Source organism: Streptomyces sp. NPDC091682 (assembly GCF_044756625.1).
Classification (GTDB): Bacteria; Actinomycetota; Actinomycetes; order Streptomycetales; family Streptomycetaceae; genus Streptomyces.
This window is the reverse complement of the sequence record NZ_JBIVTH010000015.1, coordinates 105,227-130,737: the sequence shown is the minus strand read 5'-3', so window position 1 is coordinate 130,737 and position 25,511 is coordinate 105,227. Positions and strand designations below refer to the sequence as shown.

At 71.8% G+C, this 25,511-nt stretch carries 19 protein-coding genes; 11 read left to right on the top strand and 8 right to left on the bottom strand.

Translation table 11 applies throughout. The features are described 5' to 3' along the window. Position 1 precedes the first annotated feature (1 nt). From ACIQK6_RS30490 to ACIQK6_RS30480, 3 genes are all read left to right on the top strand, one after another. A complete protein-coding gene (locus tag ACIQK6_RS30490; RefSeq protein ID WP_329101052.1) occupies positions 2-730 on the top strand; it encodes a 4'-phosphopantetheinyl transferase superfamily protein in 729 nt (242 codons plus the stop codon). Between the two features lie 121 nt (positions 731-851). Further along, positions 852-4,370 (top strand): HelD family protein, encoded by a 3,519-nt coding sequence (locus tag ACIQK6_RS30485; protein WP_402695885.1) that lies wholly within the window; start codon positions 852-854, stop codon positions 4,368-4,370. A gap of 18 nt (positions 4,371-4,388) precedes the next feature. Beyond that, complete coding sequence (locus ACIQK6_RS30480) at positions 4,389-5,267, top strand: hypothetical protein (RefSeq protein WP_329101056.1); 879 nt, start codon at positions 4,389-4,391, stop codon at positions 5,265-5,267. Positions 5,268-5,270: 3 nt separating this feature from the next. Here the strand turns inward: ACIQK6_RS30480 and ACIQK6_RS30475 are convergent, their stop codons facing one another. From ACIQK6_RS30475 to cseB, 4 genes are all read right to left on the bottom strand, one after another. Beyond that, positions 5,271-7,892 (bottom strand): ABC transporter permease, encoded by a 2,622-nt coding sequence (locus tag ACIQK6_RS30475; protein WP_402695883.1) that lies wholly within the window; start codon positions 7,890-7,892, stop codon positions 5,271-5,273. A 68-nt stretch (positions 7,893-7,960) separates the two neighbouring features. After that, positions 7,961-8,734, bottom strand: a complete 774-nt coding sequence (locus tag ACIQK6_RS30470) for an ABC transporter ATP-binding protein (protein ID WP_402695882.1) — start codon at positions 8,732-8,734, stop codon at positions 7,961-7,963. A 176-nt stretch (positions 8,735-8,910) separates the two neighbouring features. Then, positions 8,911-10,233: a sensor histidine kinase gene (locus ACIQK6_RS30465; RefSeq protein ID WP_402695881.1), complete on the bottom strand. Its 1,323-nt coding sequence runs from the start codon at positions 10,231-10,233 to the stop codon at positions 8,911-8,913. After that, on the bottom strand, positions 10,230-10,955 hold the full coding sequence (gene cseB, locus ACIQK6_RS30460; RefSeq protein WP_329101063.1) for a two-component system response regulator CseB: 726 nt from the start codon (positions 10,953-10,955) through the stop codon (positions 10,230-10,232). The genes ACIQK6_RS30465 and cseB overlap by 4 nt, the downstream gene beginning before the upstream one ends. 315 nt (positions 10,956-11,270) lie before the next feature. On the opposite strand from cseB, the gene ACIQK6_RS30455 reads away from it, so the two are divergent. Then, positions 11,271-12,209: a beta-ketoacyl-ACP synthase III gene (locus ACIQK6_RS30455; RefSeq protein WP_402695879.1), complete on the top strand. Its 939-nt coding sequence runs from the start codon at positions 11,271-11,273 to the stop codon at positions 12,207-12,209. 23 nt (positions 12,210-12,232) lie between these two features. After that, a complete protein-coding gene (locus ACIQK6_RS30450; protein ID WP_329101067.1) occupies positions 12,233-12,982 on the top strand; it encodes an alpha/beta fold hydrolase in 750 nt (249 codons plus the stop codon). Between the two features lie 99 nt (positions 12,983-13,081). Here the strand turns inward: ACIQK6_RS30450 and ACIQK6_RS30445 are convergent, their stop codons facing one another. Beyond that, the gene (locus ACIQK6_RS30445; protein WP_329101069.1) at positions 13,082-14,359 is read right to left on the bottom strand and encodes a M6 family metalloprotease domain-containing protein; all 1,278 of its coding nucleotides are present in this window, start codon (positions 14,357-14,359) and stop codon (positions 13,082-13,084) included. A 269-nt stretch (positions 14,360-14,628) separates the two neighbouring features. On the opposite strand from ACIQK6_RS30445, the gene ACIQK6_RS30440 reads away from it, so the two are divergent. The 3 genes from ACIQK6_RS30440 to ACIQK6_RS30430 all read left to right on the top strand — a co-directional run bounded on the left by ACIQK6_RS30440 (position 14,629) and on the right by ACIQK6_RS30430 (position 17,802). Continuing rightward, positions 14,629-15,327 carry a TetR/AcrR family transcriptional regulator gene (locus ACIQK6_RS30440; RefSeq protein WP_402695877.1) on the top strand — a complete coding sequence of 233 codons (699 nt, stop codon included), beginning with the start codon at positions 14,629-14,631 and terminating at the stop codon, positions 15,325-15,327. 62 nt (positions 15,328-15,389) lie between these two features. Then, on the top strand, positions 15,390-16,922 hold the full coding sequence (locus ACIQK6_RS30435) for an MFS transporter (RefSeq protein ID WP_402695875.1): 1,533 nt from the start codon (positions 15,390-15,392) through the stop codon (positions 16,920-16,922). Positions 16,923-17,040: 118 nt separating this feature from the next. Then, complete coding sequence (locus ACIQK6_RS30430; RefSeq protein WP_402695944.1) at positions 17,041-17,802, top strand: dioxygenase; 762 nt, start codon at positions 17,041-17,043, stop codon at positions 17,800-17,802. 102 nt (positions 17,803-17,904) lie between these two features. Here ACIQK6_RS30430 and ACIQK6_RS30425 read toward each other — a convergent pair whose 3' ends face one another. Continuing rightward, entirely contained in the window at positions 17,905-18,435 is a 531-nt protein-coding gene (locus ACIQK6_RS30425) for an N-acetyltransferase family protein (protein ID WP_329101075.1), read from the bottom strand. A 204-nt stretch (positions 18,436-18,639) separates the two neighbouring features. Here ACIQK6_RS30425 and ACIQK6_RS30420 point away from each other — a divergent pair, with 204 nt between their 5' ends. Further along, entirely contained in the window at positions 18,640-19,617 is a 978-nt protein-coding gene (locus ACIQK6_RS30420; protein WP_329101077.1) for a sigma-70 family RNA polymerase sigma factor, read from the top strand. A gap of 112 nt (positions 19,618-19,729) precedes the next feature. On the opposite strand, the gene ACIQK6_RS30415 is transcribed toward ACIQK6_RS30420, so the two are convergent. Further along, entirely contained in the window at positions 19,730-20,686 is a 957-nt protein-coding gene (locus ACIQK6_RS30415) for a YafY family protein (protein WP_329101079.1), read from the bottom strand. Positions 20,687-20,748: 62 nt separating this feature from the next. On the opposite strand from ACIQK6_RS30415, the gene ACIQK6_RS30410 reads away from it, so the two are divergent. Next, the gene (locus tag ACIQK6_RS30410) at positions 20,749-22,311 is read left to right on the top strand and encodes an MFS transporter (RefSeq protein ID WP_329101081.1); all 1,563 of its coding nucleotides are present in this window, start codon (positions 20,749-20,751) and stop codon (positions 22,309-22,311) included. A 106-nt stretch (positions 22,312-22,417) separates the two neighbouring features. Here the strand turns inward: ACIQK6_RS30410 and ACIQK6_RS30405 are convergent, their stop codons facing one another. Next, complete coding sequence (locus tag ACIQK6_RS30405) at positions 22,418-23,893, bottom strand: cellulose binding domain-containing protein (RefSeq protein WP_402695943.1); 1,476 nt, start codon at positions 23,891-23,893, stop codon at positions 22,418-22,420. Positions 23,894-24,265: 372 nt separating this feature from the next. Between ACIQK6_RS30405 and ACIQK6_RS30400 the strand changes: the two genes are divergently transcribed. Next, positions 24,266-25,501, top strand: a complete 1,236-nt coding sequence (locus ACIQK6_RS30400; protein ID WP_402695872.1) for a glycosyltransferase family 2 protein — start codon at positions 24,266-24,268, stop codon at positions 25,499-25,501. Positions 25,502-25,511: the final 10 nt, after the last annotated feature.

The following is a 25,511-nucleotide window of genomic DNA, read 5'->3' as shown; positions in this document are numbered from 1 at the left end:
GATGATCACACCTGCTGGCCTCGGCTCCATCGTGCTGCGGCTCGACCGGCCGGTCGGGGCGCAGCGGCTGCCCGCTCGCGGCGAGGCGCTGGTGCGGTTCGTGGACGCCGCGACGCAGGCCCCGTTCGCGGAGCGCCTCGCCCCCGATGTGCTCGACGCGGCCGAGCGCGAGCGCGCCGACCGGTTCGCGCGCCCCCAGGACCGAGGCTCCTACCTGGTCGCGCACGTGACGCTGAGACTGCTGCTCGGCGCCCTCCTCGACACCGCGCCGCGCGATCTGGTGATGACCCGCGACGCCTGCCCCGAGTGCGGCGGCCCGGACGGGCGGCCGGTCCTCGTGGGCGGCCGCGCCCATTTCTCCCTGTCGCACAGCCGCGATGCGGTCTACGTGGCCTGCGCGGCCACACCGGTCGGGGTGGACGTCGAGGCCCTGCCGGCGGCGCGGGTGGTCGCGCAGGGCGAGGAGTTCTTCCACCCCGACGAGAGCGCCGAACTCGCCGCGCTCCCCGAGGCCGGTCGCCCTGCGGCGTTCGCCCGCCTGTGGGCGCGCAAGGAGGCCCACCTCAAGGGCACCGGAGCAGGACTGGGGCACGAGGGCCACCTGAACTACCTGGGGACGGGCCCGGACGCCGGTTCCGTCCGCCCGCACTGGTCCCTCACCGACCTGCCGGCCCCCGCGGGCTACGCCGCCGCGCTCGCGCTGCGCGCTCCCTCGGTGCATTGGCGCTGAGGCTCGGATCTAGAACTCATGTACTGAGTGTTCGTCACCACTCCGTCTCTGGTAGTTGTTTCAGCGGGGTACGGGCGCAGGCCCGTAGCGGCGTCCCTTCGACGCCGCAGGGAGGACGCACATGAGCACCACCACTCGGGGCGAGAACCTCGCCGTCGAGCAGCGCGCCGTCGACCGCGCGTACGACTGCTACACCGCGCGACTCGCCGAGATGAGCGGAACGTCGGCTGCCACGGCCTCGGCGAGCGGCAAGGACGCGATCGCCAACCGGATCGAGGCGGAGGCGCGCGCCGCCTCGTACGGAGGACTCGGCGACGAGGCCCTGGTGTTCGCCCGGGGCGACGTGCCGGAGGAGCCCGGTACGGAACCCCGCCCCTGGTACGTCGGACGGCGGGTCGTGTGGGACGCCTCGAAGCAGCCGGTGGTCCTGCAGTGGACCAGCCCCCTGGCGAGGAAGTGGTTGGACGCCAGGCCCGAAAGTCCCGGTGAGGTGACGCTGCGGCGCCAACTGCGCTGCGTCCAGCGGATCGTGGAGGGCTATTTCGACGACATCGGCGCGCCGGCCGCCGCTCAGGCACCGGTACCGGCTCCCGCGACCGACCCCGTACCCGCGACCGACCCCGTACCCGCCGTCGATCCCGCGACCGATCCGCAGGTGCGGCCGTCCCCGACCCCCGGCGACATCGTCCGTCGGCAGCGCCGAAAGACCCTCCAGCCGGACGACTTCCTGCTGCGCGAGCTCCAGCGGTCGCGCAGCGGCCGCATGCGCGACATCGTCGAGACGATCCGGCGCGACCAGATGGAGCTGGTCACCGGTTCTCCCTCCGACATACTCGTCGTGCAGGGCGGCCCGGGCACCGGCAAGTCCGCGGTCGGTCTGCACCGCGTGACCTGGCTCGTCAACAACGACCACTTCAAGGCCCAGGACATCCTGGTGATCGGCCCCCACCAGCGGTTCCTCGACTACGTCGGCCAGGTCCTGCCCACCCTCGGCACCCGCGACGTCAACGCCGTCCAACTCAACCGCCTCTGGGACGGCGAGACGCTCGGCGCGGACTCCGCGCGGGCGCGGCTCGTGAAGTCCGACGAGCGCATGGCGGCCGTCCTGCGCCGCCGCGTGGAGAGCGACTACCACCCCGAAGCACTCGACGACCTCGTCGTCGCGCCCTCCTTCGAAGGCGACGAGCCCGCGATCGTCGTCCCCGCCGGCAGTACGACCCTGCGCGTACCGCGGTCCGAGGTCCTCGCCCTCCTCGACCAGGCACACGAGGGCGACAGCCCCCACCGGGAGCGCCGCGACCGCTTCCGCGGCCTGCTCGTCGACCGCCTCCTCCAGGAACTCTCCGACATCGCACCGCGGCGCGGGCAGGGCGGTACGATCCGCCGCGACCTGGAGCGCAACCGCCGGGTCGAGCGCCTCATCGAACGGGTCTGGCCGTCCCCGGGCGCGAGGGAGGCCCTGCGCACCCTCTACGACTCGCCCGACCTCCTGCACGCCTGCGCCGACGGGATCCTCGACGAGGGCGAGCAGGCGGCCCTGCTGCGGCCCCGTGCCGCCAGTGCCGACGCCGATCCCTGGACGCTCGACGACCACGTCTGCCTCGAAGAGCTCCGGGTCCTCATCACCGGGGAGACCCCGGGCCGCTACGGGCACATCGTCGCCGACGAGGCACAGGACCTCACGCCCATGCAGGCCCGTGCCCTGCGGCGGCGCTGCGCCGTGGGCGGTTCCATGACCGTCCTGGGTGACCTCGCGCAGGCGACGGGCCCCCACGTCCCGGCGAGCTGGGACCGCCTCGGCGCGGTCCTCTCCGACCACGGTGACTGGCGGGTGGCCGAGCTCCACACCAGCTATCGCGTGCCCGCCGAGATCATGGAGTTCGTCGCCCCCCTGGCCCAGGAGATCGCACCGACCCTGCCCTACCCGCAGGCCGTGCGCGAGGCGGGCGAGGACGCCGTACGGACGGTGGAGACCGAGCCGTGGAAGCTCCTCGACGACACCGTCGCCCACGTGGCGCGCCTCGTCGGCACCAGCGACGGGAACACCCTCCGCTCGGTGGCCGTCATCGTCCCCGACGACTCGGACTGGCTCGACGCGATCAGTCGCAGGGTCGACGGCGGCGGGGACATCGGCGCCCAACACCGTGCCGCGGTGTCCGTCCTGGCCGCCACCCAGGCCAAGGGCATGGAGTACGACCACGTCCTGGTCGTCGAGCCCGCCACCATCGCCGACCGCGGTCCCGCGGGCCTGCGACAGCTGTACGTGGCCCTGACCCGCAGCACCCAGAGCCTGACCGTCCTGCACACCAGCCCGCTGCCGGACGTACTGACGCGCCCCGGGGGCGGTTCCGCGGCGCCGGCCCCCGAGGCCACGGTCACGGTGCAGGCAGAGGCAGAGGCAGAGGCAGAGGCAGAGGCAGAGGCGGAGGCAGAGGCGGGGGCGCAGGCGCAGGCGCAGGCGGAGGCGTATGTGGACGCGGAGGAGGTAGCCGTGACCCGACTTCCCCGGATCGGGGCCGACGTGCGGGTCGAGGTCGTGGACCGGGCCCCGGGCGGCCGCTACAAGGTCAAGGCCCTCACCCCCGGCTTCGACCGGCCCCTGGTCCTCACCGTCCGCCACGGATCGGTCCCCCCGAAGCGGGGCGAGAAGCTGGACTGCTGGGTGTTCGCCAACGAGACCAACCAGACGGTCCTCACCTCCGACCAGCGGGGCCGGTCGCCCGTCTCGCCGAGGATGGCGGGCCGTTACATCGCGGCGCTGGACGTGCTCCGCGAGCTGACCGAGAACGACGGGGAGGTTCCCGACGCCCGCGGCAGGCTCTCCGAGCTGCAGGGGATGGCCAACCGGGTCCTGCGCAGGGACCAGGCCGACTGGGTCGACGTGCTCCACCTGTTCGGCTCCCCGGACCGGGACCGGCTGAGCGTTCTGCGCGACCTCACCGCGAGCACCAACCGTGCGCTCAAGGAGCGCACTTTGGACCCCGGCCGGCTCCGGGAACACCTGACGGCCTCGGGCTGGACGGACACCCTGGCCCGGGCGCGCCGGGCGCTCCAGGACCGCCTCGCCGCCGACACGGAACCGGCTCCGGTACCGGCCCCGGACCTCGACGACACCACGACCACCGAAGCCGCCGCCCCCGCCCCACCGCAGCTCGAGCAGAAGGACGTAGAGCAGATGACCCTCGCGGAAGACACGACCGCGCCGGCCTCGACCACGAAGGACGGCTTCCTGCGCGCGCTGGAAGCATCGGCCGGAGCCGACCGGACGTGCAAGAAGCACGAGGCGGTCCGCCACGCCCTGAAGTCGGACCTCCTCTGGGCCGACCTCCAGCCGACCGACTCGCCCCTCGTCGACGTCAGCTGCGTCACCGGCCGAGGACTCTTCCTCTACGAGGCGTTGGGCGCCGGCCGCTCGGCGTACGCGGACCTCCGCTCGGGCGCCACCCGCCTGCTGGAGATCAACCACACCCTGACCCCGCGTGCCGACGGCCTCTACCTGGTCCTCTCCGAACCCCCGGCCGAGGACTGGTCGGCGGACACCGTCCGCGACGTCTTCGGCGTCCACGTCATCTGGCGGAGCCCCGAGGGATGGGGCGGCACGGACACGGACATCGCGCTCGGGCAGCGCCCGCAGAGCTGACGAGGAGCCGACCGGGCCGTGCCCACGAGCTACAACCTGATCACCGTCGACGCCCTCGCCACCGAGACGACGGCCGCCGCACTGGCCCGGTGCTTCGGCGTGGCGGTCGGCGACGTCGACGTCGCCGAGGCCGCCGCCGACGCCGAACTGCGGAACTGGGCCGCCCCCGTCCTGTGCACGTACGAAGCGGTCTCCGGCGACCTGGCCCGGTCGCTGGACCTCTACGCCCAGGACCAGGTCGCCGATCAGCCGCCGGAGCCGGAGCTCGCCGCGAGGTTCGCGGGGGCCGCCGGGACGACCGTCCTGTTCCCCGCCGAGGAGGCGTGCCCGAGCGCCTACTGGGCGGCGACGCCGGAGGGCCTCGTCACCCGGGTCAGGCTCGAACTGTCCGACGACGAGCCCCCGCTGTACACGGTCGACAGCGCGGAGGCGCCCGTCCCGCAGCTGCCCCGGGCGGTCGTGGAGCGGTTCGCCGAGATCGTCCGGGAGCAGCGGCCGCCGGCCCCGGTGGCCGAGGCCCTCATGGCGTCGGCGGCCCGGCTGTGGCCCGACGACGGGCCCCACCCGTCCCTGGCGGGCGCCCTGACCGTGTGGGAACGGGTCGTCGTGCAGCTGGAATCCGGCTGGGCGCCCACGGGGTGGTATCCGGCCGACCTCTACCGCGAACGCCTCGAAGCCCGCGACGACCTCGCCCGCATCGGGGCCCGACTGCCGCCCGAGGTGCGCCGGCTGCTCGACGACGCGGTGGAGGGGCTGGACCTGCGGTTCGTCCGGGCTACGGAGGAGGACCCGTCGGGGAGCCTCATCGAGGAGCTGACGGGCCGGCCCCCGGGCCGGGACCCGTTCGGCCGGTGGTGGTACCGCCGCCCGACCCCCGTGCCCTGGGAACGGGCCTGACCCCTACGGTTCGGCGACGGCCTCCAGGGGGCTCAGGGCCGACGCGCGGCGGGCCGGGAGGGCGGCCGCCACCGCGCCCGTGGCGAGGGAGGTCAGGCAGACGAGGAGCAGCGTGCCCCAGGGGAGGGCCAGGGAGTAGTCCTTGAGTGCGCCGTTGGCCAGGGCGCCGACCGTCCAGGCTCCGAACAGGCCGGTCGCCAGGCCCAGCAGGGTCCCGAAGGCGGCCACGGCCAGCGATTCGACGCGGATCGTCCGGCGGATGCCGGCGCGGTCCATGCCGATGGCGCGCAGGACGCCGATCTCGCGGGTGCGGTCCGACACCGACATGGCCAGGGTGTTCATGATGCCGAGGGTGGCGATCACGCCGCCGATGGCGAGCAGGCCGTACGTCAGGGTCAGCAGGGTGCTGAGGGAACCGGCGGCCTCCTGGACCAGTTCCTGCCGGTCCTGGACGCGCAGCAGCGGGTTGTTGCCCGTGGCGGTGCGCAGGCGGTCCTTCACGGCGGCGTCGTCAGCGACGCCGTCCGTGCGGACGAGGACGCGCTGGACGGAGCTGGGGTCGAGGCTCTTCTCCTTGACCTCGATGCGGGAGCCCAATGCGTCCCGGGCGGTGGGGTTGTCCTCGTAGACGCCGACGACCGTGTACGGGGTGAGGTGCTGGCCGGGGCCGCCGATCCGGGCGTCGATCCGGTCGCCGGCGCGCACCCCGTTCGCACGGGCGAGGGTGCTGGAGAGGGCGATGCGGCCCGGCCCGAGGTCCTTCAGGGAGCCGCTGACGAAGTCCAGCTCCATGACGGACGGTGCGGCGGCCGGGTCGACCCCGGAGATCTCGCGGACGCCACCGCCGAGGAAGAGGGTGGAGTCGGTGACGGCGGTCGCCGTCCGTACGCCGGGGGTGGCGGTCACCCGCTGGACGGCGGCCGGGTCGATGCCGGCCGACGAGGTGTGGGTGCTGATCACGTAGTCGGCGCTGAGGCCTGCCGCGGCCTGACGGTCGAGGGCCCGCCCGGTGGAGTGGCCGATGACGGCGAGCCCGGCGACCAGGGCCGTACTGACCATCAGGGCGGAGGCGGTGGCGGCGGTGCGCCGCGGGTCGCGCAGCGCGTTGCGGTGGGCGAGGTGGCCGGCGATCCCGAGGCGCCCGGTCAGCCGACCGCTCAGCCGGATCACGGGTACGGCGAGCAGCGGCGCCAGCACGATCACGGCGATGACGAGGAGGGCGCAGCCGGACATCGCGCTCCGCAGGTTCTCCTCGGAGGCGTCCTTCGCCCCGGTGAGCGACAACAGCAGGCCGGCGCCGAGGGCGAGCAGGAGGGTGCCGGCCGCGCCGCGGACCCGGGACGCGGTGGCGGTGGGCGGCTGTTCGGCCGCGCGCAGGGCCTCGACCGGTGCGATCCGGGCCGCCTTGCGGGACGGCAGCCATGCGGCGAGCACGGTGACGCCCACCCCGACGGCGAGCGCGGCCGCCACGGGCAGCGGGCCGATCACCAGGGGGCCGCGGGGCAGTGGCTCCCCGGTGGTGCTCAGGACCTCCGGCAGTACGGAGGCGATGGCGAGACCCAGCAAGAAGCCGAGGGCCGAGGCGGCGAGGCCGAGGAGTACTGCCTCCCACAGGAGGGAGCGCACGACCTGGCGGCGCGTGGCGCCGATCGCGCGCAGCAGGGCGATCTCACGGGTGCGCCGGGCGACGAGCATGGTGAAGGTGTTGACGATCAGGAACGACCCGATGAACAGGGCGACTCCGGCGAAGACCAGCGACAGCTTCTCGTTGCCGCGGGTGAGCGTGTCGACGAGGACGGCCTGCTGGGCGGCCTGCGCGGTGCCGGTGGTGGCTTCGGCCCGGCCGGCGGGGAGCCGGGCGGCGACCAGGCGGGCGAGTTCGGCGGGGTCGGTGCCCGGTACGGCGGACAGGTCGATCGAGGTGTAGCGGCCGGGGGAGGCGAACAGCTGTTGTGCGGTGGCCTTGTCGAACAGCACGAGGGTGCCGCCGGCCGTCACCCGGGTGTCACGGGTGGTGACGATGCCGACGAGCCGCTTCGTCATGGCCGGGCCGTCCGTGGCCAGGGTGATCCCGTCGCCGATGCGGAACCGGCCGGCGGCGGCGGTTCCGCTGTCCACGGCGATCTCTCCGCCGTCGCGCGGGGCGCGGCCCTCGGTCAGCGCGTGCCGGCCGTCCTTGCCGTCGGCGCCGGGGACGTAGGCGGCCGCCCGGTGCGCCCAGACCCTGCCGGTGCGCAGGGGATCGCCGTCCGAGGCGTTCAGGACGGCCAGGCCGTCCGCGGACGGCCGTACGGCGGCGACGCCGGGCAGGGCGGCCAGATCGCGGGCGAGCACGTCATCGAGCACGGTGGCGTGCTCGTCCCCGGCGGACCCGGCGGACCCGGCGGACCCGGCCGAGCCGGCGGATCCGGGTGTGCCGGGTGTGCCGGGCGGGGGGTCCTTCGGGGTCACCGTGACCGCGATGTCGGCGTAGTCCTTCGACACCGCGGCCCGGTGGGCCGCGGTGGAGGAGTCCGCGAAGACGAGGGAGCCGGAGACGAAGGCGACGCCGAGGGTGACGGCGAGCACCGTCATCAACAGTCGGGCCTTGTGCGCCAGAACGTTGCGCAGGGCTGTTTTCAGCATGGGTGATTGGCTTCCGGGCGGGTGCAGGGGTGGGGGTGGGTTGGGGAGCGAACGGGGGTGGGGGCGAGTCAGTTCGTGCGTGCGCGGGTGTCGAACTGCTTCATCCGGTCCAGCACCCGGTCCGGGGTGGGGCGCACCATCTCGTCGACCAGCCGGCCGTCGGCGAGGAAGACGACGCGGTCCGCGTAGGAGGCGGCGACCGGGTCGTGGGTCACCATGACCACGGTCTGGCCCAGTTCGCGCACGGAGTCGCGCAGGAAGCCGAGGACCTCGGACCCGGCGCGGGAGTCGAGGTTTCCGGTGGGCTCGTCGCCGAAGACGATCGCGGGCCGGGTGGCCAGGGCCCGGGCCACCGCGACGCGCTGCTGCTGCCCACCGGAGAGCTGCCCGGGCCGGTGGTCCAGTCGCTGGGCGAGGCCGACCATGGACACCACGCGGTCCAGCCACTGCCGGTCGGGGCGGCGTCCGGCGATGGACAGCGGCAGGGTGATGTTCTCCCGAGCGGTCAGGGTGGGCAGCAGGTTGAACGCCTGGAAGATGAAGCCGATCCGGTCCCGTCGCAGCTCGGTGAGGTGCCGGTCGCCCAGGGTGCCCAACTCGGTGGTGCCGATGCGGACCGAGCCCGAGCTGACGGAGTCGAGTCCCGCGGCACAGTGCATGAGGGTGGATTTGCCGCAGCCGGAGGGGCCCATGATCGCGGTGAACTCGGCCTCCCGGAAGGAGACGCTGACCCGGTCCAGGGCCACCACGCGGGTGTCACCGTTGCCGTAGACCTTCGACAGGTCGGTGGTGGAGGCCGCGATGCCGGGCGTCGGGCGGGAGGAGAAGGGGTCGGCGGTCACGGGGACTCCACTTGGGGTGCGGTGGGAAAGGGGTGCACGCCGAAGGGTGTCGGGGGGACGTATCAGGGCCGGGGCCGCCGTGTATCGGCTTCCGCGCCGTTGTGCAGCAATCGTGCAGGGCGGTCCGGGCGGTCCGGGCGGTCCGGGCGGTCCGGGCGGTCCGGGCCGCCGGTCGGTCAGCGCGGGAGCCGCAGGGTGGCTACCGCGCCGCCGTCCGGGGCGTTGTCCAGACGCAGTTCGGCGCCGAGCACCCGGGCCTGGCCCAGGGCGATGGTCAGGCCGAGGCCGTGCCCCGCGCCCCGCTCCGTGGCGCCCGTACGGAACCGGCGCGGGCCGTCGAGCAGCAGGTCGGCTGGGAAGCCGGGGCCGTGGTCGCGGACGACGACGGTCCGGCCCTCGACGGTGACCCGCACCGGGGTCCGTCCGTGCCGGTGCGCGTTGATGACGAGGTTGCCGACGATCCGCTCCAGGCGCCGCGGGTCGGTCTCCACCACGCCCACGGAATCCACGACCGGTGCCTGCGGTGCCTGCGGTGCCTGCGGTGCCTGCGGCGCCTCGGTGACGCTGACGTCCGTGTCGAGACCGGTACGGGCCACCGCCTCGGCGACCACCGCGGCGAGCGGCACCCGGGCGCGGACCGGCGCCTCCGCCCCCGCGTCGAGCCGGGAGATCTCCAGCAGGTCCTCGACCAGGCCGCGCAGGTCCCGTACGCGGGCCCGGAGCAGGTCCTCCGTCTCGCCGGCCGGCAGCAGGTCGGTGGCGGCCAGCAGGCCGCCGACCGGGGTGCGCAGCTCGTGGGCCACGTCCGCCGTGAACTGCCGCTCGGTGCGCAGCCGTCGGCCGAGGCTGTCGGCCATGAGGTCGACGGTGGCGGCGATGTCGGTCACCTCGTCGCGGCCCCGGGCCCGACCCAGGGCGGGGCCGGTGCGGGCGTCGAGGTCCCCGGCGGAGATCCGGGCCGCGGTCTCGGCGACCCGGCGCAGTCGGCGGGCGACCAGCCCGGCCCCGTAGACCGCCAGGGGCAGTGCCGCGGCGAGCGAGAGGAGGGAGGCCACCGCCATGCTCGCGTCGAGGCGCCGCAGGTCGTGGAGTTGCGGGCTCATGTTGATCCGTACGGCGAGCACCGGGCTGCCCGGGCCGCCGACCCGCTGGGCGCCCCAGACGCTCGGTCCGAGGTTCCCCTCCACGCGCCCGTCGTGGGCCACCCGCCGTTCGTCGTCGGTCGGGTGGCGCAGGGCGGTGGGCAGTTCGGCGGGATCGAGCTCCGCGCCACCCGCCAGCGTTCCGGTGCGCCGGTAGACGTCCATGGAGGAGTACACGGTGTTGGTGGCTTCCATCTCGGCCCGGTCGCGGACGTCGATGGCGGTCCACACGTGGACGAGGGCGCCCACCGCCAGGGCGACCAGGCCCGCCGTGGCCGCCGCCAGTGCGGCGATCTTCCAGCGCAGGGGCACGCGGGCCGGCCACCACGGCCGGCGCAGGTGGTGCACCGGCCTCAACGCCTGAGCTTGTAGCCGAAGCCGCGGACTGTCTCGATCCGCTCCCGGCCCAGTTTCTTGCGCAGCCGCTGCACGGCCAGGTCCACGACACGGCTGTCGCCGTCCCAGCCGTACTCCCAGACGTTGCGCAGCAGGGTGTGCCGTTCCAGCACGATGCCCGGGTGGGCGGCGAACTCCAGAAGCAGCTTCAGTTCGGTGGGGGTGAGCGCCACGGGGCGTCCGGAGCGGAACACCTCCAGCCCGCCGGTGTCGACGGTCAGGTCCCCGAAGGTCAGGACGTCCTCCTGGCCGGCGGCCGGCCCGCCGTCGGGGGCGGGCGCGTAGGCCGCCCTCCGGAGCAGCGAGCGGATGCGTGCCACGAGGACGTAGGTGTCCACGGGCTTGACCACGTAGTCGTCGGCCCCGGCTTCCAGACCGGCGACGACATCGAGGCCGTCGCCCCGGGCGGACATCATCAGCACCGGTACCAGGCTGGTCTCGCGGACCCGGCGGCACAGCCCGATCCCGTCCAGGCCGGGCAGCATCACGTCCAGGATCAGCAGGTCGAAGCCGTCGCCGTCGCGGAAGGACTCCAGCCCGGTCAGTCCGTCGGCGGCGGCCGTCACCCGGTAGCCGTAGCGTTCGAGGGCGACGGTGAAGGACCGGCGCATCAGCTCGTCGTCCTCGACCAGCAGCACGCGGACCGGAGGCAGAGATTCCGGCGCCGGGGCGGGTGAGGGCACGGGCGGGACTCCTGTTCGTACGGGCCGGGCGAAGCGCCGCTCCGGCGTGCACCCACACGCCGCCGACGACCCGGAAGGAACGATACGGGAGGCGCCGGACGCGGCGACCGCCGTCGCGGCCGGGTGCGCGGTCCGATCGATGGTCGAGCGCTCACCGATACACGGCGGATACAAAAGGCCGGAATCGGCTTGAACCAAGTGGGGTGCTGGCGGAAAACGGCCTGTACGAGAGGGTGCCCCGGCCGGGCCGCTGCATAGTCTGACCATCGGTCAATCAGGATCCGCAGCGGGGTCCACGGAGCGAGGAGAACACTGATGGTCGGGTCGCGTGTCCTGTCCTTCGGGCACTATCAGCCGTCAAGGGTCTTGACCAATGCCGATCTCGAGCAAATGGTCGACACCAACGACGCGTGGATCCAGAGCCGGGTCGGGATCAAAACGCGTCGCGTGGCGGCCGAGGACGAGTCGGTTTCGGACATGGCCACGAAGGCCGCCGAGCACGCTTTGGCCAACGCCGGACTCACCGGCGGCGACATCGACTTCGTCATCGTGGCCACCTGCACGGCGCTCGACCGCTCGCCCAACACGGCCGCCCGGGTGGCCGCCGCGGTCGGGGCGCAGGCTCCCGCCGCCATCGACGTGAACACGGCCTGCTCCGGATTCCCGCACGCCCTGGCGCTGGCCGACCAGAGCATACGGACGGGTTCCGCCACGAAGGCCCTGGTCATAGGCGTGGAGAAGCTCACCGACTTCGTCGACTGGACCGACCGCACCACCTGCGTGCTCGTCGCCGACGGTGCGGGTGCGGCCGTCGTCGTGGCCTCCGAAGAGCCGGAGATCAGCCCGGTCGTGTGGGGGTCCGTACCCGAGATGGGCCGGGCCGTGCGCATCGAGGCGCCGTCCCACACCTTCGCCCAGGAGGGGCAGTCGGTCTACCGATGGGCCACCACGACGCTCCCGGAGGTCGCCCTCCAGGTCTGCGAGCGGGCGGGCGTGAAGCCCGAGGAACTCGGCGGTGTCGTCCTGCACCAGGCCAACCTGCGGATCATCGAGCCCCTGGCGCGCAAGATCGGTGCGGTCAACGCCGTCATCGCCAAGGACGTCGTCGAGTCGGGCAACACCTCGGCCGCGAGCATCCCGCTGGCGCTGTCCAAGCTCATCGAGCGGGGTGAGATCGAGAAGGGATCGCCCGTGCTGCTCTTCGCGTTCGGCGGGGGCCTGTCCTACGCCGGCCAGATCATCAACTGCCCGTGACGGGCGCCGAGGGATCGACGACGATGACGTCCTCGCACGTGCCGTGGTGGCCGCTGCTGCGGTTGCGGGAGGAGGTGACCGCGCCCCGGGCGCGGCTGCTGGTGTTCCCGCATTCCGGGGCCGGCCCCAACACCCTGTTCCCCCTGGTCAAGTCGCTGCCGGACCACGTGGAAGTGCTCGGGCTCTCGCTGCCCGGGCGGGAGCGCCGGTTCGGCGAGCCGCCCGGCTGCCGGCTCGACCAGGTCCTGGACTCCGTCTCCGACGAGGTGCTCGGCCGTGACCCGCTGCCCACGGTGGTCTTCGGGCACAGCCTCGGCGCGCTCCTGGCCGCCCGTGCCGCGCGCCTGCTCGGCCCGCACTGCCGGGCCGCCGTGGTCAGCGGGCAGGCCCCCGGCCGGACCCCGCGCCGGGCCCACGCCACCGCCACCGATGAGGACGCCGTCCGGCTCCTGCGGGACGGCGGCGGCACCCCGGAGTGGGTGCTGCACGATCCGGACATGCTGGCGCACGTGACGCGCGTGCTGCGGGCGGACATCGCACTCGGCCGGGAGGCTGCGGCGGGGTTCGAGGACGTACGGCTCGCCGTGCCCCTGCACGTGTTGGGCGGCACGGCGGACCCGCTGGTCCCGCACGAGCCGCTGGACGGCTGGGCCGCCCACACAACCGGAGCGTGCCAGGTGCTCCGGTTCGACGGCGACCACTTCTTCCTGCTGACCGACGAGCACCGCCCCACGGTGGTGGACGTGCTGCGCCGGGCACTCGCGGAAGGCTGACGCGGCGCGCCGAAGGGTCGGAGGGCCGGGGCCGAAGGGCCGGAGTCACGTGGCGCGTCGTTCCGGCCCGGGGTCGGTCCGTCCCCGGCCCGTGGCAGGTCACGGCCGGATGATGCGGACCTGGTAGCTGCCGTTGCGGAGTTCACCCACCACGGACACGCTGATGCCCGCCTTCTCGTCGGTGAAGGTCTCGCCGGGCCGGAACGGCGCGTCCGAGAGCTCCGCGTGCACGTTGGGCCGCCGGGTGCAGCCGCCGCTCGTGCTGGCACTGTCCGACACAGTGATCGGGCCGTGCCCGGTGTCCACGTCGGAGTCCACCTTGTAGATGAGGACGCCCGGTTTGCAGACGGCCTCGTCGTTCCCGGCCAGGGTCCGCACCTCCACCGCGTACCCGGCGGTCTCCGACAGCGGGACGAAGGCCAGCTTGGTGCCGCCCCGTATGCCCAGCGGGGACAGGGTGTGGTCGCTGGTGCCCGACTTGGCCGCGCAGCTGATCTGCTTGCTGTCCAGCCAGCCCAGCTTCCACTTGTGCCAGCCCATCAGGTCGTTGTTGGCACCCCAGTCCTCGCTCATGATGTCCCAGTGCCCGACCGTGTTCCCGCCGTCCGAGGTGTAGAGGTCGGGCAGCCCGAAGACGTGCCCGTTCTCGTGGGGGAGCACCCGGTAGCCGGTCTCCTGGTAGGTGCCGGAGCCGTCGTCCTGCCGGCTGTAGACGAAGGACGTGTTGGCCAGCGGCACCCCGTCGGCGACCGGAGCCTCGCCGTTGCCCGAGAAGGTCACCGACAGGACGGTGTCCAGGGCGGACGGCCCGGCGTTCGGCGTGACCAGGACGTTGATCAGGTCGTACCGGGCGAAGTCCACCTCGGGATCGGCGGCCTTCGCTATGTGCTCGACGAGCTGCCGGTAGCCCGGCTCGTACGCGGACCCGCGTTCGATCCCGTACGCCGCGAAGGGCATCGGCATCCGTAGCCAGCCCTTTATCGGCGCCTCGGCCCGGTAGACCAGCCGGCCGTAGGAGCTGGTGCGGAACCATTCGGCCGTTTGGGGGAAGAACTCCGCCATCCGGTCCGCCGCCGTGCCCTCGCCCTTGGCATCAGGGAAGTCGATCATCAGGTTCAGGGCCCGGATCTCGCCGGTCGAGCGCGAGTACCCGGGCGGAGTCGGCATGCCCTCGGACATCTGCACACCCATGGTGCCCGCGATCCGGCAGGGCGCGAGAGCCGATTCGACGGTCGTGGCCACCGCTCCGGCCGCCGAGTTGCCGCGGCTGGATATGCCCGTGCTGGCCGTCGCCGTGACGCCGAAGGCCAGCGCGGTCAGGCCGATGTACGCGCTGGTGCGGCGTGGTCTGCGTATCCGGTGGCGGGTCTGCGGCATGGAGATCGCCTTCGGGTCCGCGGCAGCCGGCCCTGCCCGGTCTGCGCCCTGTTCGATCACCCTCCGCCGGGCGCGGCGCGCCCGCGCGTCGGGAGAGGCCGAACGTGGACACGCCCGTGACTCAGGTCACACGGGGGAGTGAAATAACCGGGGACCCGATCCCCGTTTGTACGGGAGTCCCGCTAAGCGGGGAGCGGCTCCCCGTTTGGGCGGGGGAGTCGCGCAGTCCGCACCGCGAGTCCACGAGCCCGCGCCGAGGAGGCCCCGGAATGAAGAGCTCCACCCGTACCGTCGCGGCGGCCCGGCCGATCCCGGTGCAGCCGCAGCCGCAGGTGTCCGCGGCCGGCGTCGCGCGTCCGCGCGCCGACGCCGTCCGCAACCGCGAGCGGATCCTGACGGCGGCCCGCGAGCTCTTCGTCGAATCCGGCTCCACGGCCCCCTTCGACGAGGTCGCCCGCCGGGCCGGCGTCGGCAATGCCACGCTCTACCGGCACTTCCCCGACCGCCCCGCCCTCGTCCATCACGTCGTCCTCTTCACGATGGGCCGGGTGACGGCCTCGGCCGAGGCCTCCCTCGCCGAGGAGCCCGACGCCTTCGCCGCCCTGTGTCGGTTCACGCATGCGGCCGCGGACGAGCGGATCGGCGCCCTGTGCCCGATGCTCGGCGACGGCTTCGACGGCGAACACCCCGAGCTCCTGGCGGCGCAGACCGCGCTGGCCGATGCCGTGGTCACGTTGCTGGCCGCGGGCCAGGACGCGGGGCTGGTCCGCACGGACATCGGCGTCGGTGACCTGATGGTCGCCCTGTCCCAGCTCAGCCGCCCCCTCCCGGGTGTCGCGTGCCTCGACACAGACCGCTTCGCCCACCGTCACCTCCAGCTCTTCCTCGACGGGCTGCGGGCTCCGGCCCGCTCCGAACTCCCGGGTTCGGCAACGACTTTGGACGACCTGCGGCAGAAAACCATGTGACACGCACAAAGTTAAAGAACTAGCATTTTTCAGTCATTCCGCACAGTGAAGTGGGTACCTCCATGTCAAAAACAGCCGCGAGCCTCGCGCCGGCTGCCGATCCCAGCCGCTGGAAGGCACTCGTCTTCATAGCCCTGGCCCAGCTGATGGTCGTCCTCGACGCGACCATCGTGAACATCGCCCTCCCCTCCGCCCAGACCGACCTCGGCATCTCGGACGGCAACCGCCAGTGGGTCATCACCGCGTACGCCCTGGCCTTTGGCGGACTGCTCCTCTTCGGCGGCCGCATCGCCGACAAGTGGGGCCGCAAGAACGCCTTCGTCGTCGGCCTCATCGGCTTCGCCCTGGCCTCCGCGCTGGGCGGCGCCGCCAACGGCGAGGCCATGATGCTCGGCGCCCGCGCCCTCCAGGGCGCCTTCGGCGCGCTGCTCGCACCGGCGGCCCTGTCGCTGCTCGCCGTCATGTTCACCGACGCCAAGGAGCGCGCCAAGGCCTTCGGCATCTACGGAGCCATTGCGGGCGGCGGCGGTGCCGTCGGCCTGATCCTCGGCGGCTTCCTGACCGAGTACCTCAACTGGCGCTGGACCTTCTTCGTCAACATCCCCTTCGCGATCGTCGCGGCCGCGGGTGCCTGGATGGTCATCCGTGAGCCCGCCGACTCCCGCAACCGCGCACCGCTCGACATCCCGGGCGTGGTCCTGTCCACCACCGGTCTCGTCGCCCTCGTGTACGGCTTCACCCGCGCCGAGTCCGCCGGCTGGTCGGACGCCCTGACGGTCGTCATGTTCGTCGCCTCGGCGCTGCTGCTGTTCGCCTTCGTCCTCGTCGAGGCCAAGGTGAAGTCCCCGCTGCTGCCGCTGCGCGTCCTCCTGGAGCGCAACCGCGGCGGTGTCTACCTCTCGCTCGGCCTCGCCGTCATCTCGATGTTCGGCCTGTTCCTCTTCCTCACCTACTACCTGCAGGTCGTGAAGGGCTTCTCGCCCGTCAAGACCGGCTTCGCCTTCCTGCCGATGATCGCGGGCATGATCACGGGCTCCACCCAGATCGGCGCCCGCCTGATGACCCGCGTCCCGCCGCGCCTGCTGATGGGCCCCGGCTTCCTGGTCGCCGGCCTCGGCATGCTGCTGCTGACCCAGCTGGAGGTCGGGTCCTCGTACCCGGCGCTCATCCTGCCGGCGCAGTTGCTGCTCGGCCTCGGCATGGGCACGGCATTCATGCCGGCGATGTCCCTCGCCACGCACGGGGTGAACCCGGCCGACGCCGGTGTCGCCTCCGCCATGGTCAACACCTCGCAGCAGGTCGGCGGCGCCATCGGCACCGCCCTGCTGAACACCATCGCCGCCTCGGCGACCACCGCCTACCTGACCGACCACGCGGCCGAGGCCGCCGCGGGCGGCCCGGCCGGGCAGCTGATCCAGGCGCAGGCCATGGTCGAGGGCTACTCCTCGGCCATCTGGTGGGCGGTCGGCATCCTGGTCGCCAGCTCGGTCATCGCGCTGACGCTGATCAACACCGGCCGTCCGGGCGTCGGCGGCCCGGTGGCCTCCGGCTCTGGCGAGGACGCCGAGCTCAAGGTGCCGGTGATCGCCCACTGATCGGGGCCGAGGGCTTCCCGGAATGACTGACGACCCCATCTCGTTCAAATTTGAACGAGATGGGGTTAGTCTGTTTCCGTACGCGTTTCAACCACTGAGGAGCGCCCCCGTGACCCGCATACCGGCCCTGTACCTGAGCCACGGCGCACCCCCGCTGGCCGACGACCCGCTCTGGCCGGCCGAGCTCGCCGCCTGGTCCGCCGGGCTGCCGCGCCCCCGGGCGATCCTGATGGTCTCCGCGCACTGGGAGGAGGCCCCGCTCGCCCTCGGCGCCACCGAGCGCGTCCCGCTCGTGTACGACTTCTGGGGCTTCCCCGAGCACTACTACCGGGTCCGCTACGACGCGCCCGGCGCCCCGGAGCTGGCCGCCTCGGTCCGCAAACTGCTGAGGGCCCCCGGCACTCCGGTCCAGGACATCCCCGACCGCGGACTGGACCACGGGGCGTACGTCCCCCTGGTGGAGATGTACCCGGAGGCCGACGTACCGGTCCTGCAGATCTCCCTGCCCACGCTGGACCCGGCACGGCTGATGGACATCGGCCGCAAGCTGGCCCCGCTGCGCGACGAGGGCGTACTCATCGTGGGCAGCGGCTTCTTCACGCACAACCTGGCGGCGCTGCGCCATACGGGCCCGGGCGTCCCGGCCTGGTCGGCGGAGTTCGACGCCTGGGGCCGCGAAGCCCTGGCCGCGTCCGACGTGGACGCCCTGCTGGACTTCGAGCACAAGTCCCCGGCGGGCCGCCTGGCCCACCCCCGTACGGAACACTTCGCCCCGCTGTTCGTCACCCTCGGCGCGGCCGAATCCGACCTCGCCTCCGCCCGCACCCCGGTGGACGGCTTCTGGATGGGCCTCTCGAAGCGCTCCCTCCAGTTCGGCTAGTTCTGCCGCCCGAGCCCGGTGATGTCCACCCCGATGGTGAACCCCAGCGACTCCCCGACGCTGGGGGCGCGTGCGCGCGTGCCGTAGGGACGTGCCGGCCGCTCACTCGGACGGGTGCTGGCCCAGCCGCTTCTCGTACCAGCGGACGTCCCAGTACCGGTCGAACTTCCAGCCCGCCTCCGTGAACTCGCCGATCCGGCGGAAGCCGAAGCGCTCGTGCAGGCGCACCGAGGCCTCGTTCGGCAGGGAGATCCCGGCGAACACGCGGTGCACGGGTTCCTTGGCCAGGGCGGCGAAGAGCGCCTCGTAGAGGAGGGTGCCGACGCCCCGGCCGACCGCGTGCGGGGCGAGGTAGACGCTCGCCTCCACCGAGGTGGCGTAGGCCGGTTTGGGGCGGAACGCGCTGCTCGTGGCGTATCCGGCCATTCGATCACCTGTCCAGGCAACCAGAAGCCGGTGGGGGCCGTCTTCAGAGTAGGAGTGCAGCCAAGGGCGGCGCTGTTCCGGAGTGAAAACGGCCGTGTCGAACGTGACGGCGGTCTCACGGACGTAGTGGTTGTAGAGGTCCGTGAGGGGCGCCAGATCGGCCTCCGTTCCGGGCCTGACCTGCACCTCTTCGAGATCTTGCGACACCCGTCCCCCTCCCGTAGCGGGGCAGGATACTGCAAGATCTCGAAAAATAGGGAGCAGCGTGGGAATTCTGTCCCGATTCCAGTCGTTGTTTCCTTCGGAAGCGGGCACTCGGAAGAGTGTCCGTGACGCACCGGACCGGTTGGCAGCCGTCCCGGCGGCGTCCTCCAGCCGCACCGCGACCGAACACTTCGCAAGGGAGCACGCATGGCAACCCGCGCCGTCGCCCGTCGTCAGTCCACGAGCAGCGCCCGCGCTGTGGGCGGGGAGATCGCAGACCGTGACCTGGTCGGCATGTATCTGGACGAGATCGCGCGCACCCCGCTGCTCGACGCCGCCAAGGAAGTGGAGCTCTCCCAGATCATCGAGGCGGGCGTCTACGCCCAGCAGATCCTCGACAGCACGATAGAACGTGACGGGGACGCCCCGGCGCGCGAGGAGCTGGAGGCGCTCGCCGCCGAGGGCGAGCGGGCCAAGGAAGTCTTCATCCGCTCGAACCTGCGCCTCGTCGTGGCCGTGGCCCGCCGCTATCCGCGCAGCGGCCTGCCCCTCCTCGACCTGATCCAGGAGGGCAACGCGGGCCTGGTCCGTGCCGTCGAGAAGTTCGACTACGCCAAGGGCTTCAAGTTCTCCACGTACGCCACGTGGTGGATCCGGCAGGCGATCACCCGGTCCATCGCGGACCAGTCCCGCACCATCCGCCTCCCCGTCCACCTCGTCGAGGAGCTCGGCCGGATCCGCCGCATCCAGCGGGAATTCAACCGCGAGAACGGCCGCGACCCGGAGCACGCCGAGATCGCCGCCGAGCTGGACTCCACGGAGAAGCGCGTGGGTGACGTACTGGACTGGGCGCGCGACCCGGTCAGCCTCAACATGGCGGTCGACGACGACGGCGACACCCAGTTCGGTGACCTCCTGGAGGACACCTCGGCGATCTCGCCCGAGCAGTCCGTGCTCTCCCTGCTGCGCAGCGAGGAGCTGGAGGACCTGCTGGGCAAGCTCGACCAGCGCACGGCGTCGATCATCAAGATGCGGTACGGCATCGACGACGGCCGCGAGCGGACGCTGACGGAGGTCGGCAAGCAGCACGGCCTGACCCGTGAGCGGATCCGCCAGATCGAGAAGCACGCGCTGCTGGAGCTGAAGCGGATGGCGCGCGACACCGGCTTCGACGCCGTGGCCTAGAGCGGCCCGCCGCCAAGCCCCCCAGACGAGCCCCGGTGCCTATCCCCCCCAGGCGCCGGGGCTCTCTCCGGCCCCGCACGACCCGGCCCCGCCGGCGTTTCGCACCCCCCGGTTACGGCGCGCCCGCCGCCGACGTGAGCCGCGCGGCCAGCGCACCGGCCGCATCCCGAAGCGCCGCAGGCCCCCGCACGGTGAACGGCAGCCCCGTCAGGGCGAGCCGCGCCACCGTCCACTCCAGTGCGTCCGCGCTCTCGAAGCTCACCGAGGTCTGCGTCCCCCCACCCGGCAGGGCCGCTGCCCGGAGCCAGGCCGGCAGTTCGGCCGGGCCGGCCGCGAAGTCGACCTCCACCCGGTACGGCTGCTTCTCACCGCCTCGCAGGCCCCGCCGGACGAACTCCTCGGCCTCCATCGGCAGGTCCCGCCGCGCGAACCGGGCCCCCGTCGCGAAGGCCTCGTCGACCCGGTCCACCCGGAAGGTCCGCCAGTCCTCCCGCTCCAGGTCGTAGGCGACCAGGTACCACCGGCTCCCGGTGCTGACCAGCCGGTACGGCTCCACCAGCCGCCGCGTCTCGGCCCCGTTCCCCGCCCGGTAGGCGAACCGCAGCCGCTCGGGGCCCGCCACCGCCGACGCCATCGTGGTCAGCGTCCGCGGGTCCACGCTGGCCCCGTCGCCCCGGGACAGTGCGATCGTGGCCGACTGGAGCGCGCTCACCCGGTGCCGCAGCCGTGAGGGCAGGACCTGCTCCAGCTTCGCGAGGGCCCGTACGGAGGCCTCCTCGACCCCCTCGATCGCATGCCCGGCCCCGGCCCGCAGCCCCACCGCGATCGCCACGGCCTCCTCGTCGTCAAGCAGCAGCGGGGGCATCGCAGCCCCCGCCACCAGCCGGTATCCGCCCTCGGCGCCCAGGGTGGCCTCCACCGGGTAGCCGAGGTCCCGCAGCCTTTCGATGTCCCGCCGGATGGTCCGCGCGCTCACCCGCAGCCGCTGGGCCAGCTCGCTCCCGGGCCATTCCCGCGGGGTCTGGAGGAGGGACAGCAAGGAGAGCAGCCGTGCGGGTGTGTCGGTCATGAATCCAGGCTGCCAGCGAAATAGGACACAAGCTGACCTAGACGCCGTCTAAGTTTCTCCTCATGAGCACCGAGACGTCCAAGACAGCGCCCGATAGAGAGAACGGGCCCGTACCAGAAGAGCGGAACGACGTAGCCCACGACGCACCCAGCTCGCCCGCCGACCGCCGCCGCTGGCTGGCGCTCGCCATCGTGATGACCGCGGCCTTCATGGACCTGGTCGACGTCACGATCGTCAACATAGCCATCCGCACCATGCGCGAGGACTTCGGCGCCTCCACCAGCGCGATCCAGTGGATCACCGCGGGCTACGCCCTCGCCTTCGCGGCGGGCCTGATCACCGGTGGCCGCCTCGGTGACATCTACGGCCGCAAGCGCGTCTTCCTCATCGGCATCGCCGGGTTCACGGCGGCCTCGCTGCTCTGCGGCATCGCCGCCAACCCGGACGTGCTCGTCATGGCCCGACTGCTGCAGGGCGGTATGGCCGCCCTGATGGTGCCGCAGGTCCTGGCGATCATCCACGTCACCTTCCCGCCGCAGGAGCGCGGCAAGGTCTTCGGCATGTTCGGCGCGATCGTGGGCCTGGCGGCCGTCTCGGGTCCGCTGCTCGGCGCACTGCTCATCGAATGGGACCTCTTCGGTCTCGGATGGCGCCCGATCTTCCTGATCAACCTGCCCGTCGGCATCATGGGCGTGATCCTGGGACGCAAGTTCATCGCCGAGTCCAAGGCACCCAAGGCGCTGCGCCTGGACCTGGTCGGCGTCGTCCTCGCCACCCTCGCCATGGTCCTGCTGATCTTCCCGCTGACCCACGGCCACGAGAACGACTGGCCGCTGTGGGGCTTCGTCTGCATGGGCGCGGCGCCCTTCGTCTTCGCCGCCTTCATCACGTACGAGAAGTACAAGATCAAGAAGGATGGCTCCCCGCTCGTCGAGCTCTCCCTCTTCAAGGTCAAGAGCTTCGCCGGCGGCATCGCCGTCCAGCTGACCTTCGGCATCGCCACCGGCATCTTCTTCCTGGTCTGGACGATGTACATGCAGATGGGCCTCGGCTGGAGCGTGCTGCGCGCGGGTCTCACCGGCATCCCGTTCTCCATCGCGGTCTCGGTCGCCGCCGGCCTCTCGGTCGAGAAGCTCGTCCCCCGCTTCGGCCGCAAGGTGCTCCAGGCCGGCGCGCTGGTCATGGCCGCCGGTCTGCTCCTCTACATCTGGGAGTCGCAGCACTACGGCATGGAGATCGCCCCCTGGCAGATGGCCGCCCCGCTGATCGTCATGGGCGTCGGCATGGGCCTGATCGTGGCCCCGCTGAACGACACGGTGCTCTCCGAAGTGCCGCGCGAGCACGCCGGATCCGCCTCGGGTCTGATCAACACCACCGGCCAGATGGGCAACGCGCTGGGTCTCGCCCTGACCTCCGTCGTCTTCTTCGGGCTGATCGACGACGACATGGTCTTCGGTCCGCCGTACGTGGAGGCCTTCCGCGGCGCGCTCTGGTGGGTCGTGGCCGTACTCTTCGTGATCTTCGCGGTGATGTTCGTCCTGCCGCGCAGGGCGCTCCCGATGGAGGAGCGCGAGGGCGCCGCCGAGCACGCCGGTCGCACTCCGGAGAAGGTCCCGGCCGGCTGAGCCGGGCCGCACGTACCGCCGAACGGACATGTCCGCCCTCCCGGGCGGGCATGTCCGTTCTCCTTTTCCCTCCGCCCCGCCCGCGGTCCCGCAGCGGGTGACGGGGTCAGGACTTGGGCAGGGCCACGGTGTTGACGTAGGCGGTGCCGTTGGCCGAGAAGCCCTTCACGGCCTTCTCGACCTCCGCGGTCGGCACGGCCTTGTCGGCCTGGTAGTAGAGCCAGTCGACCCGCATGTCCCAGGTGCGCGCCCCCAGGAAGGGGAGGTCGACCAGCCAGGCGCTGAAGTGGATGTTCATGCGCTCGCGAGGGAAGTACTTGCTGTCGCTGGTGAACAGCTCCCGGCCGTCCACGGAGTAGGTGACCGATCCGTTCACGGCCGTGATCAGCAGGACGTGCCAGCCTTCGAGCTTGTCCTTCTGGGCCTTGGTGACCCGGTCGTTCTTCGTGCTGTTGCGCCAGCTCGTGGTGTCGAGCCTGGGACCCGGCGCACCCCATCCGCCGTTCGGCATGTACTCGTAGTCGAGCTCGCTGTACTGATCCGACTTGTGGTCGGGCGAGATCGCGAAGAAGGACTCGTTGATGTGATCGCCGTTGCGTCCGCTCGTGGGCTTGTCGCTGAAGTACACCCGGGCGGCGAGGGTGCCCGTGAAGAAGTACGGCTTGCTGGTCTGCAGTTCGGACTGCTGGGTGCCCTTCGCGGTCCCGTCGCTGGTGACCTGCAGCTGCAGTGACTGGCCCGCCTTGGCGGTCCCCTCGGCCGGGAAGCTGATGCCCGCGGTGGACCAGGTGTCCTTGATCCCCGGACCGCCCTGGCCGGTGCGGACCTGCCAGCCGTTGGAGGCGAGCGCGGGGTCGTCGGGGCCGGTGTAGGAGAAGTCGTCGAACATGACCCCCGCCGGCGGCGCGGCCGCGGCCGGTGCCCTCACGGAGAGCGGGCCCTGCCCCGCCGCCGCGTCGCTGCCCTTCGGCTCGTCACCCCAGACGTGCTTGCCGCCGAGGTACGCCGCCACCCGCTGGGACGGGGCGTAGTGGGTGGACTCGGCGTCGAACGAGAGGTCGTTCGCCTGGTTCAGCTCCTTGTGGTCGAGGCGGAAGAGCTGGAGCCCGATCCCCTGACTGGTCTTGCCCGGCTCCAGGCTGCCGGCCGCCGCCGTGAAGCCGATCTGGAGGTAGTGGCTGGACGTCGGACCGGAACCGGTCAGCATGCCTATCTTGGCGGTGACGTTCGAGCAGCCGAGAGCCGTCTGGACGCAATTGGAACCGTAAGCGGAAGCATCATCCGCAGAGAAGTAGTACCTAAGGGCCACGTCGCTCAAGGCCACGGTTCTCTTCGAATTGTTGATGACTTCCAACCATGGCTTGGCCGCAGCGCCCGTGGCCGGGGCGTCGGTCCGGTACCGGACCGTGAGGTCGGCGGACCCGTGAGAGTCAGTACCGGAACGCCATTTGGGATAGAGCACGAAGGCGCCACCGCCGACGGCCAGTGCGCCCACCAAGAGGAGCACTTTCAGTGCGTTCCAGCCTCGACGGCGAGGATTTCGGCTGGAACGGCTCACGGAAGCTCCTTGACGGGGTGGCATATTGAGCGCCATCGTAACCACGGTGTGTCATGGCTTGGAAGCCGCGGATAGGGCAGGAATGGGGCCCGATTTCCTTCGGCGTCGGGGCCGTGATTCAACCGTCAATTGTTCGGGGGGATCGGCAATGGGGCCGATCTGGAAGTGTTCTTCATCACTGCGCGGCGGGGATTCCGCACTCTTGGTGCCCACGTTGTCGGGTTTTGCCAGAGAGTAAAGACCCCGTGGTGCGCCGCCGACGCCCGCCGCACGTTGCGACCGGGCCGACTGACGCTGAGCGGTCGCATAGATGTGCAGTACTTTCTGCGTGTGCTTTCACTCGGTCTCCACAGTGTGGAGGCCGAGTGATGTTGACTTGGGTGGGGGAGATAAATCTTGTCGGGCACTGTTGCGCGCGGTGAGCGTGCCGATGCGTCGCGCCGTGGGGGGCGCGGCGCCGCGATACGTCGTGGGCGCGGTGATGCGGCGCGTGCGTCGCGCAGTCGGCACCGGCGGGGCCGCGTCTCCCCCGAGGGGGTCGACAGCGCCGCTCTCTACGAGACCGTCGTCCTCGTTCCGGCCCGGAACGAGGAGGTCGGGGTGTTCACGTCCCTGCGGTCCCTGGCCGGCCAGAGCCGAACCCCCGACCTGATCATCGTGGTGGTCAACAACTCGACCGACCGGACCCTGGACTTCGCCCAGCAGTTCGCGGACGACGAGGACACGCCGCCGACGGTGGTGCTGAACCTGGACAACAACCCCCACAAGAAGGCGGGCGCCCTCAACCACGGTCTCCGCTGGCTCAGGGAGGCCGTCGGCGGCCGGCTCACCAACCAGGTGAAACACGTCCTGGTCATGGATGCCGACACCGAGCTGCACCCGAAGTTCATCGAACGGGCCCGCAACGTCATCGCGTCCGACCCGGAGCTCGGCGGCGTCAGCGCCGCCTGCCTCGGCCGCACCGACCTGTGGCGCAACCCGTGGCAGCGGTACCTCCTCGGCATGCAGATCATCGAGTACGGCCGCGCCGCCAACACCCGGTTCCGCAGGGACGTCCACACCATGTCGGGCGCCGGCTCCTTCTACCGGGCGGAGGCCCTACAGGGGCTCCTCGACTGGCGGGGCGAGGTCTTCTGGGAGGACCACTCCAATCTGGTCGAGGACTACGAGACCACCCTGGCCCTCAAGGAATCGGGCTGGAAGGTCACGGCCAACCAGCTCTGCATCGCGTACACCGACCTGATGCCCACGCTGCGCGAGCTGATCCAGCAACGCGAAAGGTGGAGCCGAGGCACGGTCGACGCGTTGCGCGCCCGTGGTTGGACGAAGTTCACCTGGCATTCCATCAGCACCCTGATCCTGGGGCTGCTCGGCGCTGCTTACATTCTCGGTTGGGGGACGACGCAGCTGGTGGCGGCGGCGAAGCACGGCTTCTCGACGCAGCCGATCCTCCTGCTGCTCTTCGCTTTCTGGATCGTCTATCCCGCACTCCGCGTACGGAACATGGGCTGGAAGGCAATGCTCGTCGAGGCGCTGCTGATCCCCGAGCTGGTGTTCACATTGGTACGGACCTATTGGCTCGTGTCCTCCATCATCAAGTCGTACGTGACCCGCGTGTCCGCGTGGAAATGATTCAAGGAGA